The following is a 13,475-nucleotide window of genomic DNA, read 5'->3' as shown; positions in this document are numbered from 1 at the left end:
ACCGCTGCCCCAAAATCCAGAAAGGAAAAATCACCCGCTTGACCCAAACCCCGCAGCGCGGGACATAACACCCACCAGGGTCACTTCTCGATGAAAATCCCGGGTCAACTCTCAGCAGAAATCAACAGATGTTGACGTCGGTCAGCAGTGTGAGCTCGGAATCACGCGGATTGAGCCGACGCATATGGCAGCCGAGCGGCACGACGCGGCCCTTGGGGTCGTCCTTGAAATTGAAGTCGTTGTTGCGCAGCGGATCGGCGCCCAGTGCCGGATCGTCATGATCCGGCGACAAGGTCAGCGGTGCACCGGAGCGCCACCTGCCGAACATCTTGGCCGCCAGAAGCTCGCGTTCCTCGGACGTCTCGCCATGTGCCTTGAGGAAAGCGTTGAAGCAGCCGACCCGGCTCTGGAACTTGCGCAGGACGACGAAGGTGCCGTTCTTTCCGAGCGCAGCAGGCTCCGGCATGCCAAGTGGCTGACCGTTCTCGCTTTCATAACCCAGGATGAACTCGCCGGCCTTGATCGGACGCTCTTCGCCGGGGATGGGATCGACGCCGCTGCCTTCGACTGCAGGTTGAGAGATGGAGTCCCTGAAACCAAACGGGTTCTTGGCATCGCCCGGCGCGCCGAAACGATGCTCTCCCAGCAACGTCACGCCGGTGCTCCGGTCGAGCTCGACGCGTGCTGCAATCAGTGCCTTGTCCAGCGCTGCATCGTCTACGGCGTAGATGGTCAGCGCCATGTGGCAGTTACCCGGCTTGAACACCTCTTCCCAATGCTCTGGCGCGTTCGGGCCGAAATCGCGCAACTGCTCGCGTCGTGCGGCCATGCCCTGCTGGAAGGGAAGGGGAAAGGTCTTGAGCTGGGCATCGGGGACGCCGAGCGCCTTGAGGCCCTCGAAGCTCAGCGCCGCGCCGATCCAGAAATCGAGATCCTCACTCCAATTGTCGGCGGACGCGATATGCGGCGCCAGACGACCGAGCAGATCGCGCGCGCCCTCGGCCTCATCGAAGTGGAGCATCGCATGGAGGCCGACATAAGGCTCGGGTCGGCTGCGCAGGATCAGCGCCTGGATATCGTGGAGATCGAGCGTGACGCTGTCGCGACGGAAACGCTCTCTCAGCTTTTGAAGGATAGCCATTGGTCAGCCCACCTTGTCGAGGAATTCGTTGACGGCGTGCTCCATGCGCTGGAGCCGGCGCACATCGACGACGGTGACCTGCGGATTGGCGACGAACCAGCCGGCCGCCGTGATCTGGTGGTCGGCGATGAAGTCCTTGACTTTGGGACTGGCGATGCCGGGCCAGCCCTCGACCGAGGCGAAGAGCAGGTCCATCAAATCCGGGATCTTGGTGGCGAAGTCGTTGATATAGGTGTCCCAGTCGCCATCATAGGCGGTCGCGAACAGAATGCGCGTGTCGTTGTCGAAGAACACGAAGCGCATATTGTGGAGCGTGCCCACTTTCTGGGCACCGTCGAAATTGCCGTTGACCAGGCCGAAAATGCGCCGCAGCCGATCGGCGCCGCCAGGCTTCAGTTTGGCGATTGCTGTCAGTTCCGAGACATTGCCCGACTGCGCGCCGACCCGACCGGCGGAACCCGCCGTACCCTTGAGATCAGGATTATGTTTGGTGACCATCTGCTCGAGCGCCAGTTTGGCGAGTTGCGGCGCATCGCCGGCAACTTCCTCGATCCTGCGGCGGATGGCCTGCAGGCGGGTTTCATCGATCTGAGGTGCTTCTTCGGTATCGGCCATGACAGGCCTCCTTTCTCGAAATCTGGCAGGTTTGTGCAGGCTCAGTCTGGAATGGCGTCGATGCTCGTCGGCTCAACCCGCGGCTGGGCGTTCATCTCGTAGCGGTAGCGGGTGGACCGCTCATATGCGGCGATCCGCACCCGCATGATCGAGCCGAGCGGCTGATGCTCGCGGATGCCGTGCCACGGGTTGAAGGAGAGGACATCGTCGCCATAGACGCGTCGTGCGGGCGAATAGGCGTCCTGCGGCGGAATGCGCAGCGTCGCGAGCGGCTGGTGCGGCGACAGGTCATCCGGCCAGAGCACGGCCGCGTCCTCGACCGGCATCTTGTCCAGATCGGCACAGAGTTGTGCCCGGAGCTGGTACTCGGCGCCTTGCTCGCGGAAATGCTCGACCACCAGGTCTCGCATCGTGGAATCCTCGACCGTGCCGACATCCTGGCCCGTGAGCGCCCGGACATTGTCGGACAGCGGCGCCGCGCTGATCTTGGCGATGTAATCGCCGAAGCGGATCGCCGCCATCGAGTGATAGGTCTCACCCAGGAGATGATCATTGTCCCGGGCGAGGCCGCGCAGTGTCGCGCCCGGTTCCACGCCGACGGCCTCGACCGCTGCCTCGACGCCTCGCGCGACCCCGGCCATCGCACGTTGGAGGAAGGCCGGATTCTGTGCATTCTTTTCGAGGAGCCCGATGAGCTGGCGGTACTTGCCGATCGTGCCGAAGCTCAGGACTGGAATATTCACCAGTAGAAAATCCTGATTGCGTCCAGTGTCCCCGGGCAGCAGCCGTTCGCCCTCGACGCCGAGGACCTTGATGGCCATTCCACGCGGGGCGGGAATGGTATCGGAGTGAATGTCACCCGGCGCCGAGGAAAGGCGGATCACCACCGGATAGGTCCCGGGTCGCGCAAACAGGCCTTGGCGCAGATGCTGCTGCAATTCGGGGACGATAAGTTCGGCCTTCAGGAACCCATGGCTCTTGGCATGGGCGTCCCGTACCGCGTGCCGGTGCCGCTCGAACGCCCTGCGATTGGTCGAAGCCATGATTTCGAGAATTTCGGCGGTGAGACGATCTTCGTCATCGCCAACCATCTCCACATCAGGGGAGTAGAGAATATAGGTGTCAGCCAAGGCCACTCCTTTGCGGCAGGATTTGACGACGGATGAGCAATTTAGCCTCGAAATTGTCATCCAATCGGGATATCAGGTGGTATCTGGTTTTCCGGTCAACGCCGATCGATGGCAAAAGTTTCAAAGGCGTGGCTGTTTTTGAGGGCGAACGTCATGCGACCTACGCGCAAGGAAACACAGCGTCAGACCCGGGATCGATTGATCGCAGCGGCGCATGCCTCAATCGTAGAGGAAGGCGTGGCGGCAATGTCGATCCGCAACATCTGCAGCGCGGCGGGTCATTCGCAGGGCGCGTTCTATTCCAACTTCGCCAGCAAGGATGACCTGCTGGTCGACATACTGCAGAGCCACATACAGGACGAAGTCACGCTCTTGCGCGATATCGTTGCGCAGTGCGTCGGGGACGATATCGAGGCGACGCTCGAGGTGCTCGCCGACCGTCTCGCGAAGCTGGCCGAAGAACCTCAATGGTCATTGCTTTCGATCGAACTGCAACTTCATGCACGACGGAATCCGGCCTTTGCCGAGCGACACCGGGAGGGCAAGGCGGCTTGCTATCGGATGTTCGGTGAGCTCGTGGCCGACCTCGTCAGGCGTTTCTCTCTGCGGCCGGCCTTGCCGGCAGAGCAGGCCGGCATCGGCCTTTATGCGCTTTGGATGGGGCTGGCCGTCCAGGGTGATGTCGAAGGGGCCATCTCGCGCGACGAGATGCTGGTCGGCTTTTTCCGCGCCATGGCGGGGCTCGATGTGCTGGAGCCTGCAAAGCCATGAACTCGGACGGCCTCAAGCGCCGACGGATCGGTTGCGATGCTGCGGGCGACCCGCTGTCGGGCAAGATAGACGAACAATGTCGCTTCCACATCAGCTTCCGGGCCGAGGAACACGACATCGACGAACTTGATCATGTCAACAATGCGGTCTGGGTGACGTGGCTCCAGGATGCCTCGGTGGCGCACTGGTTCGCGGCGGCTCGCCCAGGCGATACCGACACCTATGTCGCGGTGGTCCTCAGGCATGAGGTCGATTATCGCGGCAATGTCCGGGCGGGTGAGGATGCAACCGCGGTCACCTGGGTTGAGGGACGACCGCGCGGGGCGCGCTATTCGCGCCGCGTCGACTTCACCGACAACAAGGGCACGGTACTCGTGTCGGCCCTTTCCCAATGGGCGCTGATCGAAAAAGCGACTGGCAAGCTGGTCCGGGTGCCTGTTGAAGTCGCGGCGCCGTTTCTGCGCGATGCCACAGGGCAGGAGAGGAACGCATGACCGAAATCAGAAAAGTCGCAGTGCTTGGAACGGGCGTGCTGGGCAGCCAGATCGCATTCCAGTCGGCCTATACCGGCTTTGAAGTAGTCGCATACGACATCAATGACGAGAGCCTGCAGAAGGCGCGGCTGCGGCTCGCAGCTTTGGTCGAAACCTATCGCAAAGAGGTGACCGGCGCGGCGGACCTGCAAGCCGACACAATGGGCAGGATTATACTGACAAGCGATCTGGCTGCAGCCGTTGCGGATGCCGATCTGGTTATCGAAGCCGTGCCAGAAGTGCTGGCGATCAAGTAGGCGCTTTATGAGAAGCTGGCAAGGTTGGCGCCATCGGACACGATCTTGGCCACCAACAGTTCGACGCTGCTGCCCAGCGATCTAAAGGATTTCACTGGCCGGCCAGATCGGTTCCTGGCGCTGCACTTCGCCAACAACATCTGGAAATTCAATACGGCCGAGGTGATGGGAACGCCCGAGACAGATCCGGCGGTCATCGACACTATTCTCAAATTCGCTTCTGATATCGGCATGGTGCCCATCCCCATACGCAGGGAAAAGGCGGGCTATGTCCTCAATTCCCTGCTTGTGCCGCTGCTCAACGCCGCGGCCGAGCTCGCCGAAGGCGGTTATGCCAATCCGCATGACGTCGACAAGGTGTGGCGGATCGCAACGGGTGCGCCGATGGGGCCGTTCCAAATCTACGACATGATAGGACTTAATACGCCCTACAACATTCTTTCCCACGGCGATAAGCATGCCCGGTCGCTCGCCGCATGGCTGAAGGAAAACTACATCGACAAGGGCAAGCTGGGCATCGCCTCGGGCGAAGGCTTCTACAGCTATAAGCCCGCCGACTGATCCGACCACAAGAACAAGAGGAGTTCGCCATGCACTATAGCAGCGGAAACTATGAAGCGTTTGTCCGTCCCCGCAAGCCGGAAGGCGCTGACAGGAAGACGGCTTGGTTCGTCGGCTCGGGTCTCGCGGGGCTCGCCGGCGCGGCATTCCTCATCCGCGACGGCGGTATAGCCGGTGAGCGTATCACCATCCTCGAAGAGCTGGATATTCCCGGCGGCGCGCTCGATGGTCTCGATGTGCCGGACAAGGGTTTCGTCATCCGCGGCGGCCGCGAAATGGAAGAGCATTTCGAATGCCTGTGGGACCTGTATCGCTCCATCCCCTCGCTGGAAATCGAGGACGCCAGCGTTCTCGATGAGTTCTATCGGCTCAACAAGGACGATCCCAATTTCTCACTTCAGCGCACGACCCAGAACCAGGGGCAGGACGTTCCAGACAAGCATTTGCTGACGCTGAACGACCGGGCGCAGAAGGACCTGATCTCGATCTTCCTCGCGACCCGCGAGGAAATGGAGAACAAGCGGATCAACGAGGTCTTCAGCGAAGATTTTCTCAAGAGCAATTTCTGGCTCTACTGGCGCACTATGTTCGCCTTCGAGGAATGGCATTCGGCGCTGGAGATGAAGCTCTACATCCACCGCTTCATCCATCACATCGCACATCTGGCGGATTTCTCCTCGCTCAAGTTCAACCGCTACAACCAGTATGAATCGATGGTCCTGCCGCTGGTGAAGTGGCTGACGGAACGGGGCGTGAAGTTCCGCTATGGCGTCGAGGTGACGGATGTCGATTTCGATATCCAGGAGGGCCGCAAGCAGGCGACCCGCATCCACTGGAAGGAGAAGGGCGAGGAAGGCGGTGTCGATCTCGGCCCCGATGACCTCGTTTTCATCACCATCGGGTCGCTGACCGAGAATTCCGACAACGGCGACCACCACACGCCGGCGAAGCTGAACGAAGGCCCGGCACCGGCCTGGGACCTGTGGCGGCGCATCGCGGCGAAGGATACGGCTTTCGGACGCCCGGATGTGTTCGGCGCCCATATCCCGGAAACAAAATGGGCGTCGGCGTCGATCACGGCCACCGATCCCCGCATTGCGGAGTATGTCGAAAAGATCACCAAGCGTAACCCGTTCACTGGCAAGATCGTCTCGGCCGGCATTGTCACGGTGAAGGATTCCGCATGGTTGTTGAGCTGGACGGTGCATCGCCAACCGCATTTCAAGAAACAGCCCAAGGACCAGATGATCGCCTGGTTCTATGCGCTCTTCGTGGACAAGCCCGGTGACTATGTGAAGAAGCCGATGCAGGAGTGCACTGGCGAGGAGATCACGCAGGAGTGGCTCTATCACCTCGGGGTGCCTGTCGAGGACATCCCGGAACTCGCCGCGAAGGGCGCCAGCACCGTGCCGACGATGATGCCGTACATCACCGCTTTCTTCATGCCGCGCCAGGCCGGCGACCGGCCAGACGTCGTGCCGGAAGGTGCGGTCAATTTCGCCTTTATCGGCCAGTTTGCGGAGTCGAAGCAGCGTGACTGCATCTTCACGACCGAATATTCGGTCCGGACACCAATGGAGGCCGTCTACACTCTCATGGATGTCGAGCGCGGGGTACCCGAAGTGTTCAACTCGACCTACGATATCCGCACGCTGCTTGCCGCCGTCACACCGCTTCGTGATGGAAAGGGGATCGACGTGCCGGGGCCGGCCTTCCTGCGCAAGCTGCTGATGAAGAAGCTGGAAGGCACCGAGATCGCGAAACTGCTCGAGGAGTACGACCTGATCTCGAAAGAGTGAGCGGTGAATCCGCAGGCGCAGTGGAAGGTGAAGGATGGCCAACGATGACCCAGAGAGCGAGCCAGCGACTGAAGGCGGGCAGGTCCATGCTCTCCATGGCAATGAAGGGCGGGATGATGATACGGCCTCCCGCTCTACCACGCTCGATCCGGTGTGCGGAATGGTGGTCGATCCCGCTACCGTGGCCCATGAAGCGGAGTATGAAGGGCGAGCGCTATGTCTTTTGCTCGGCGGGATGCAAGGCCAAGTTCGTGGCCGATCCACAGCGCTATCCCGCTTCGGCGGGGCGTGACGGTTAGAATGATCTGCCCCCTGCTGAGTGGCCCAGAGACTATGATAGTCTGGACCACGAAAGGGACATTGAATGCCGAGCAGGAAGCACAAGCCGGAAGAGATTATCGGCAAGCTGCGTGAAGTTGAGATCGCGTTGGCGCAGGGGGCCTCGACTGCCGAGGCGTGCCGGCGGATCGCGGTCAGCGAGCAGACCTATTATCGCTGGCGCAAGGAATATGGTGGCCTGAAGACCGACCAGGCGCGGCGGATGAAGGAATTGGAGAAGGAGAACCAGCGGCTTCGCCGGGCGATCTCCGACCTGACGCTGGACAAGCTGATCCTGCAGGAGGCTGCAAAGGGAAACTTCTGAGCCCCGCGCGGCGACGGCGCTGCATCGATCAAGTACGACGGGATCTGCCAGTCTGGGTATCCGAGCGACGGATGTGTCGGGTGCTGGGGCAGCATCGATCGACACAGCGCAAGGTACCGCGCGGGGCAGATGACGAACAGGCGTTGAACGAGGACATCATCGCGCTGGCAAAGTAATATGGTCGCTACGGCTACCGCCGGGTGACGGCGTTGCTGTGCCATGCGGGGTGGACGGTGAACCATAAGCGGGTTGAGCGGATCTGGCGGCGCGAGGGGCTGAAGGTGCCGCCGCGCCAGCCAAAACGCGGGCGTCTATGGTTAACGACGGATCGTGCATCCGCTTGCGGCCCGAATATCCGGGGCATGTCTGGGCCTATCACTTTGTCGAAGGGCGCACGCATGAGGGCCGCAAGTTCCGGATCCTGACTATCATCGATGAGGCCAGCAGGGAATGCCTGGCGCTCATCGTTGCACGCCAGCTCAGGCACGAGGATGCTCTGGCGGCCCTGGCCGACCTGTTCGTCCTGCGCGGCCCACCAGCACATATACGGTCCGATAATGGCAGCGTGTGTATCGACGACTCGCTCAAGCGCAGTCGGACAGAGCGTAGGCCATGAATCTTTTACCGTGAACGCTGATGTGTGGAGGCTGAGCAGCCGCAGCGCTGAATTAGCGCGCTGCTACCTAGAGAGCTACCTAGCGAAAGAACGCTCTCGGTCGCCTGTTTCGGCGAGGTCGATAACCGACTGGAAAATAAGGAGAATTTGGTGGACGCACTTGGGCTCGAACCAAGGACCCGCTGATTAAGAGCGGAGCTTTGTGCCCTTTTCGTTCCTTTCCAATACTACGCCAAACTACGCTCAAGGGCTTGAAACGGTTGGAATAAATCCGCCGTGGATTACCCTTCGCTACGCCAGCGTAATCCCGACATCTGATTACGTGGCGATTACGTGGACGAGCGCCAGATCATGCCCAATCAGTCAATCACATTGCGAACCATTCAATCCGTTACACCGGACCCGCACCGCGACATTTACGTGTGGGACCCCCGGCTGAAGGGCTTCGGACTTCGCATTACGCCAAGAGGAGCACAGTCCTTTGTGTTCCAGTATCGGGTAGACGGCGGGCCTGCGCGCCGCAAGACAATTGGGCCTGTCGGCAGTCCCTGGACGCCGGCCACGGCGCGCAAGGAAGCCGAGCGGCTGCTGGTCTTGGTCTATCAGGGGATCGACCCGGTTGAAGCCAAGCGTGAAGCGAAGCGGAAAAAGGAGACGCTGAACTTTCGGACCTACAGCGAGAGGTTCGTCGAGCTCTATCTCAAGCCGAACTGGCGGGGGACGTGGGGCTCGGCGAATTGCACGATCCACAACGTTTTTATTCCGCGCTGGGGCAACCGCCCCGTCCATGAGATCACCCGCGCTGACATCGTGAAGGTGCTGGATGAGTATTCCGATCGCCCGGCGCGGCGCAAGGAGATCCACTCGCTCCTGCGCAAGTTCTTCAATTGGGCGACCGACCGGCAGGATATCGATGTCTCGCCGCTGGCCGGGATGAAGGCTCCGAAGGCCGTTCCATCGCGACGCAGGGTGCTCAGTGACGACGAGGTTGTGGCCTTGTGGAGGGCGACCGAGAATTCCGGATGGCCGTGGGGGCCCTTTGTGCGGATGCTGATCCTAACGATGCAACGGCGTCAGGAAGTTGCCGAGATGGACTGGTCTGAAATCGACATCGATGCGCGTAGATGGACCTTGCCGGCCGATCGGGCGAAGAATGATCAGGAACATGTCATACCGCTGACAAGCCTCGCTTTGGCAGAACTGCAGCTGCTTGGCCCGAAGCGCAAGGGTCTCGTATTCACGACCACTGGCACGACCCCCGTCTCGGGATTCTTCAAGGGAAGGGCGGCTCTCCACAAGGACATGATCGCGCACCTGAAGGCGAAGCAGATCGAGGACGGAGGAGACCCCGACCAGGTAGACGTTCCGAACTGGCGACTACACGATATCCGCAGAACCGGCGCAACCCATCTCCAGTCGCTGAGAGTCCCCGTCGAGGTGACAGAAAGCGTGCTCAACCATATCAGCGGAACAAGGGCAGGGGTCGCGGGGATCTACAACCGCTACAAATATGACGATGAGAAGCGCACCGCTCTCGATGCTTGGGACGCGAAGCTGCGGTCCATCCTGTCGACATAGGCCAATGAGACGCATGGTCTGATTCCAGACCATGGCTAGCTGCGCCTCTCGGCCCGCGTCGAACGCAGCGGAGCAGCACGGCAGTGAAACAAAAGGGGCACCGCAGATACCGTTGACATTTGTCAACATATAGGCGATAAGGAGGTCGGTTGAATGGCTAGGCCACGCCATCCGAACAAGGAGATTGAAGCTGCTGTTGCCCATGCGGAAACACTGGGCTGGCGGGTCGTTCCGATCAGTGGCCACGCCTGGGGGCGGCTCTACTGCGCTTGGGCTGACCGGGACGGTTGCATGGTCTCGGTGTGGAGCACGCCGCGTAATGCGGAGAACCATGCCAAGGCTATACGACGGGATGTGGCGCGGTGCCCGCACGGGCAAGCGGAGTGAGTGAGATGAAGACGCATGAGTTCACGATTGTCGCCTCCGGCCTCGATCCCGAGGCGGACGGCTACGAAGACCGCTTCTTCGAGGCCGGTTGCGACGACGCGACGCTTTCGTTCCAGAAGGGCGTGATCATCGCCGAGTTCGCCCGTCAAGCTGTGTCATTTTCCAAAGCTGTCACAACCGCTTATAAGGATATACTCAAAACGGGTGCCAAGATCGAACGGGTCGAGCCGGATTATCTGGTGAACCTCAGTGACATTGCCGAGCGCTCAGGTCTCACCCGTCAGGCGATCTCGCTCTATACCAAGGCGGAACGTGGCTCAGGCTTCCCCAGTCCGGTTGCGCGCGTCACCTCCAACAGTCCTCTCTGGGATTGGCTGGAAGTCACCGAGTGGCTCCACGCCCAGGCAAGAATCGACCGCGAAGCGGTGGTAGAGGCGCGGATTGTCAAAGAGGCCAATCGCTTTCTCGAGTTGCATGTCGGGGAGCCTGATAACTTCACGCGGCGACTGGAATTGCTCGAGGATGCGGGACCCTAGGCGTATTCAGGTCTGACGCCCATGCACCACCCTATTGCTCAGATGCAGCATTTGCCGTATCTTTCGTCACCGGCTGATTAGATCGCCTATCAATAGTTTGAATTCGGGAAAATACATCAATATTCTAAAAGTCATGAACAGGCTCGACGAGTTGATTAAGCAAAAGCAAGAATTAGTTTATGCGGTCGACCGCGATGGCTTCGCCACTTCTACGCTGCGTTGCTGCTCATCCTTCGCTCTTTGGGCGAACAGCCGAAGCGCTCTGAAAACGCGCGCGTGAAAGCGGCAGCCGAGCGATAGCCAACGCGATTGGCAACCGTCTTTATCGGGACATTGCTTTCCGCGAGTAGGTTGAGCGCACGCTGAAGCCTCCAGTCCACTATATACGCCATCGGGCCACTGCCAACCAGCTCGCGAAAGCGCTCGGCAAAGCGGCTGCGCGACATCCCCACGGCCGCCGCTAGGCTTTCGACAGTCCATCCATGGGCGACATCACCGTGAATGAGGCTGAGTGCCTTGCCGATCTGAGGGTCGTAGACAGCGGACATCAAACGGCTGATTTCGGGCGCCTGCGCGATGCCGGCGTGTATCGCCTCGATGAACAGCACCTCGGACAGGCGGCTGACGCTAGCTGTGGCTCCCGGTTCGCCCTCAAACATGCGGCGCACAAGCAGGCGCAGAACGTCGTCAAGCATGGGCCGTGATGCACGGTCCGCTGCGGTAACATGCAACAAGTCCGGTATCGAACGTAGCAACGGGTGGTCTGCACCATCGGCAAAGGAGAAATGGCCGCATACCATTTGGCAGGATTCGCCGGCTTCGCCGCTCCCGACGATGAACGGCCCCGAGCCGGTGAAGCCTGCTTGCTGTATGACATCGCCAAGCGGTTGCCCTTCAACGGTTTCGCTGCTCGACAGCAAATGGCCAGCGCCGCCGGGAACAAGGGCAAGATCGCCAGCTCGCAACTTTGTGCGCGTCCCATCGGCGAGGGTGACGTAGCACGTCCCTTGTACCACTAGGTGAAAGCGCGCTGCACGCCTGTAGCTAGGGACGGCGATATTAAACGCCGGGTAAAAATCGGTGCGAAAGTAAATTGTGGCTTTCAGTGCTACTGTGTCGAGCACGTCGCTGAGTACATCGGTCATGCTGGTTGCTTAGCACCGGCGCTCGTTAAGTCCACAAGACTATTCGCGAAACGTTGCAGGTCATCCCAACGAATTGACCAGAAGTCGCAAAATGACACCACCGCATTGCGTTACCTCCCACCGACGCGCAATCAAGCGTCGACGGACTTGCTAACCCTTCGCCAGGAACTGCACGGAGATTTGTCGTGGAGACCATTCCCCAGACTGATGCCGCGTCTGCGCCGTCGAAAACCCAAGACCTGCTAAATGCGGTCAAGAAACAGACCGGCGGCATGCCCAATATTCTTGCCACCATGGCGCAATCACCGGCCGGGCGCAGTGGTTATCTTGGAGTTGCCGGAGCACTCGCCGCACGAAACCTGTCAAATGTGAACCGCAAGCAGATTGCGCTCGCTGTCGCCGGTGCCAATGTGTGCGATTATTGCGCTTCGGTGCATACGGGACGCGGCAAGGGAGCAGGTCTTTCGTCCGACGAAATGGCCAGGAATTTGATTGGCAGATCGTCATATCCCAAGACCGCCGCTCTGTCGGGCGTCGCATGCGAAGTCGTTCGCCTACGTGGCCAGACAACGGCAGCTCAACTCGCAACGCTCACCACGCCGGTTCCGATCATGAGGCCGGTGTCGAGACTGTCGCGAACATCACACTCAGCATTTTCACGAACTACTTCAACCATATCGCGGGGACCGAAAATGATCTCCCGCTGATGCGTTCGCGGAGCGCCTTGTTTGTTTAGGCGACCCGAACGGGCCGGTTCGCCGCCCCCAGCGAACCGGCCCAACTCGGTCTTCAATCACATTCAATCCGAAGGAAAAGCCAATGACCAATCCAATAGAAGCTGCCGAAAGCGCATCAAACGCGCTCACCGCTCAGGGCAGAATCCTTGAGTCGATCGACCAGTACTATGCCGACAATTGCGTATTCATCGAACCCGATGGCGCAAGCCGCACTTCGAAGGCTGCAGAGCGCGCACATCTTGAAGGCTTTTTCGCGAGCCTGAAGAGCTTCGAAAGCGCGACGTTGCACGGCCAGGCCGTCGGGGACAATTTCTCGGCGAGCGAATGGACGTTCAAGATGACGGCCGGTGATGGCAGCCCGATCATCTGGCACGAAACGCTCGTGCGCACCTGGCGGGACGGCAAGATCGTCTCAGAAAAATACTACACCCAGGCCTGATCTCGGGCGACCCGATTGGCTCCGTTTCGACTTGAATCCCGGCGCACAGCGCGCGGGTAATTTACTACTCCAACAGAGGGAAATCTCATGTCCAATGAAAATGAAGTTGCCATCCAGTCCCGCCGTGCCCTGTTCCGTTCAGCTGGAATTGCCGCGGCTGGGTTTGGGCTCGCCACCCTTAACGCACCGTTGCTGGCCGCGCCACGCAAGATAGCGCGCCGCGGCGATACCGTCAGCTCAGATGTCGGCGTGATGCAGGGTGCTCTTGCACTTGAACATGAAGGTATCGCTGCGTATCGCATTGCCGGCGGAAGCGGGCTGCTCAGCAAAGGCGTGCTCGACGTTGCGTTGGTTTTCCTCGGCCATCACGAGGGGCACCGCGATTCACTTGCCAAGCTGATCGCGACGGCTGGTGCAAAGCCTGTCGAACCCAAGACCGATGCCGAGTATATTTCGGCACTTAGAGCGGTTTCCACACGAACTGACTCGTCAGGGATTCCCTTCGCGGCGCCGTTGTGATTCAGACTTCCTGCTGGTGTCAGGAGGCCAGCATGGATGGCACGAACGCTTTCACAGGATCTTCGGGA

The 13,475-nt window shown here is 60.1% G+C and carries 13 protein-coding genes and 2 pseudogenes; 11 read left to right on the top strand and 4 right to left on the bottom strand.

Annotated features, from left to right (window positions below; genetic code table 11):
- Window positions 1-121: 121 nt before the first annotated feature.
- The 3 genes from EH199_RS22845 to EH199_RS22835 are packed head-to-tail and all read right to left on the bottom strand — an operon-like array spanning window position 122 to window position 2,892.
- Window positions 122-1,141 (bottom strand): peroxidase, encoded by a 1,020-nt coding sequence (locus EH199_RS22845; protein ID WP_223806880.1) that lies wholly within the window; start codon window positions 1,139-1,141, stop codon window positions 122-124.
- 3 nt (window positions 1,142-1,144) lie between these two features.
- On the bottom strand, window positions 1,145-1,756 hold the full coding sequence (locus EH199_RS22840; RefSeq protein WP_025291891.1) for a hypothetical protein: 612 nt from the start codon (window positions 1,754-1,756) through the stop codon (window positions 1,145-1,147).
- 41 nt (window positions 1,757-1,797) lie between these two features.
- Entirely contained in the window at window positions 1,798-2,892 is a 1,095-nt protein-coding gene (locus EH199_RS22835; RefSeq protein ID WP_223806879.1) for a catalase family protein, read from the bottom strand.
- Between the two features lie 102 nt (window positions 2,893-2,994).
- Between EH199_RS22835 and EH199_RS22830 the strand changes: the two genes are divergently transcribed.
- The 8 genes and pseudogenes from EH199_RS22830 (at window position 2,995) to EH199_RS22790 (ending at window position 10,567) form a co-directional block, all read left to right on the top strand.
- Window positions 2,995-3,657, top strand: coding sequence for a TetR/AcrR family transcriptional regulator (locus EH199_RS22830; protein WP_223806878.1), 663 nt, complete (start codon window positions 2,995-2,997; stop codon window positions 3,655-3,657).
- Window positions 3,654-4,151, top strand: coding sequence for a thioesterase family protein (locus EH199_RS22825; RefSeq protein ID WP_025291894.1), 498 nt, complete (start codon window positions 3,654-3,656; stop codon window positions 4,149-4,151). The genes EH199_RS22830 and EH199_RS22825 overlap by 4 nt, the downstream gene beginning before the upstream one ends.
- Window positions 4,148-4,684 (top strand): annotated as a pseudogene (locus EH199_RS24860) (3-hydroxyacyl-CoA dehydrogenase NAD-binding domain-containing protein); the annotation flags it as partial. The gene EH199_RS22825 and the pseudogene EH199_RS24860, both read left to right, overlap by 4 nt.
- Window positions 4,679-5,008: a 3-hydroxyacyl-CoA dehydrogenase family protein gene (locus EH199_RS24855; RefSeq protein ID WP_223806881.1), complete on the top strand. Its 330-nt coding sequence runs from the start codon at window positions 4,679-4,681 to the stop codon at window positions 5,006-5,008. The pseudogene EH199_RS24860 and the gene EH199_RS24855, both read left to right, overlap by 6 nt.
- Before the next feature lie 29 nt (window positions 5,009-5,037).
- Complete coding sequence (locus EH199_RS22815) at window positions 5,038-6,807, top strand: oleate hydratase (protein ID WP_025291896.1); 1,770 nt, start codon at window positions 5,038-5,040, stop codon at window positions 6,805-6,807.
- A 364-nt stretch (window positions 6,808-7,171) separates the two neighbouring features.
- A pseudogene (locus tag EH199_RS22805) lies at window positions 7,172-8,039 on the top strand (IS3 family transposase); the annotation flags it as partial.
- 360 nt (window positions 8,040-8,399) lie between these two features.
- Window positions 8,400-9,644, top strand: a complete 1,245-nt coding sequence (locus EH199_RS22800; protein ID WP_124811363.1) for a site-specific integrase — start codon at window positions 8,400-8,402, stop codon at window positions 9,642-9,644.
- Window positions 9,645-10,036: 392 nt separating this feature from the next.
- The gene (locus tag EH199_RS22790; protein ID WP_190287400.1) at window positions 10,037-10,567 is read left to right on the top strand and encodes an AlpA family transcriptional regulator; all 531 of its coding nucleotides are present in this window, start codon (window positions 10,037-10,039) and stop codon (window positions 10,565-10,567) included.
- A gap of 209 nt (window positions 10,568-10,776) precedes the next feature.
- Here the strand turns inward: EH199_RS22790 and EH199_RS22785 are convergent, their stop codons facing one another.
- Complete coding sequence (locus tag EH199_RS22785) at window positions 10,777-11,712, bottom strand: AraC family transcriptional regulator (RefSeq protein WP_124811362.1); 936 nt, start codon at window positions 11,710-11,712, stop codon at window positions 10,777-10,779.
- 185 nt (window positions 11,713-11,897) lie between these two features.
- Here EH199_RS22785 and EH199_RS22780 point away from each other — a divergent pair, with 185 nt between their 5' ends.
- The 3 genes from EH199_RS22780 to EH199_RS22770 all read left to right on the top strand — a co-directional run bounded on the left by EH199_RS22780 (window position 11,898) and on the right by EH199_RS22770 (window position 13,407).
- Window positions 11,898-12,419 carry a carboxymuconolactone decarboxylase family protein gene (locus EH199_RS22780; protein WP_081095134.1) on the top strand — a complete coding sequence of 174 codons (522 nt, stop codon included), beginning with the start codon at window positions 11,898-11,900 and terminating at the stop codon, window positions 12,417-12,419.
- A gap of 112 nt (window positions 12,420-12,531) precedes the next feature.
- Entirely contained in the window at window positions 12,532-12,888 is a 357-nt protein-coding gene (locus tag EH199_RS22775) for a nuclear transport factor 2 family protein (RefSeq protein ID WP_066528266.1), read from the top strand.
- Window positions 12,889-12,975: 87 nt separating this feature from the next.
- Complete coding sequence (locus EH199_RS22770) at window positions 12,976-13,407, top strand: ferritin-like domain-containing protein (RefSeq protein WP_124811361.1); 432 nt, start codon at window positions 12,976-12,978, stop codon at window positions 13,405-13,407.
- The last annotated feature ends 68 nt before the right edge of the window (window positions 13,408-13,475 follow it).

Origin of the sequence: Novosphingobium sp. LASN5T (assembly GCF_003856955.1) — a bacterium.
Taxonomy (GTDB): Bacteria; Pseudomonadota; Alphaproteobacteria; order Sphingomonadales; family Sphingomonadaceae; genus Novosphingobium.
The sequence above is the reverse complement of the archived record's forward strand: the minus strand, read 5'-3'. Positions and strand labels throughout refer to the sequence as shown.

Bases quoted from the DNA above. Each gene is read 5' to 3' on its own strand.
- EH199_RS22840 (WP_025291891.1), bottom strand. From the start codon at position 1,756: ATGGCCGATACCGAAGAAGCACCTCAGATCGATGAAACCCGCCTGCAG.
- EH199_RS22775 (WP_066528266.1), top strand. From the start codon at position 12,532: ATGACCAATCCAATAGAAGCTGCCGAAAGCGCATCAAACGCGCTCACC.
- EH199_RS22830 (WP_223806878.1), top strand. From the start codon at position 2,995: ATGGCAAAAGTTTCAAAGGCGTGGCTGTTTTTGAGGGCGAACGTCATG.
- EH199_RS22825 (WP_025291894.1), top strand. From the start codon at position 3,654: ATGAACTCGGACGGCCTCAAGCGCCGACGGATCGGTTGCGATGCTGCG.
- EH199_RS22845 (WP_223806880.1), bottom strand. From the start codon at position 1,141: ATGGCTATCCTTCAAAAGCTGAGAGAGCGTTTCCGTCGCGACAGCGTC.
- EH199_RS22815 (WP_025291896.1), top strand. From the start codon at position 5,038: ATGCACTATAGCAGCGGAAACTATGAAGCGTTTGTCCGTCCCCGCAAG.
- EH199_RS22790 (WP_190287400.1), top strand. From the start codon at position 10,037: ATGAAGACGCATGAGTTCACGATTGTCGCCTCCGGCCTCGATCCCGAG.
- EH199_RS22770 (WP_124811361.1), top strand. From the start codon at position 12,976: ATGTCCAATGAAAATGAAGTTGCCATCCAGTCCCGCCGTGCCCTGTTC.
- EH199_RS22785 (WP_124811362.1), bottom strand. From the start codon at position 11,712: ATGACCGATGTACTCAGCGACGTGCTCGACACAGTAGCACTGAAAGCC.
- EH199_RS24855 (WP_223806881.1), top strand. From the start codon at position 4,679: ATGGTGCCCATCCCCATACGCAGGGAAAAGGCGGGCTATGTCCTCAAT.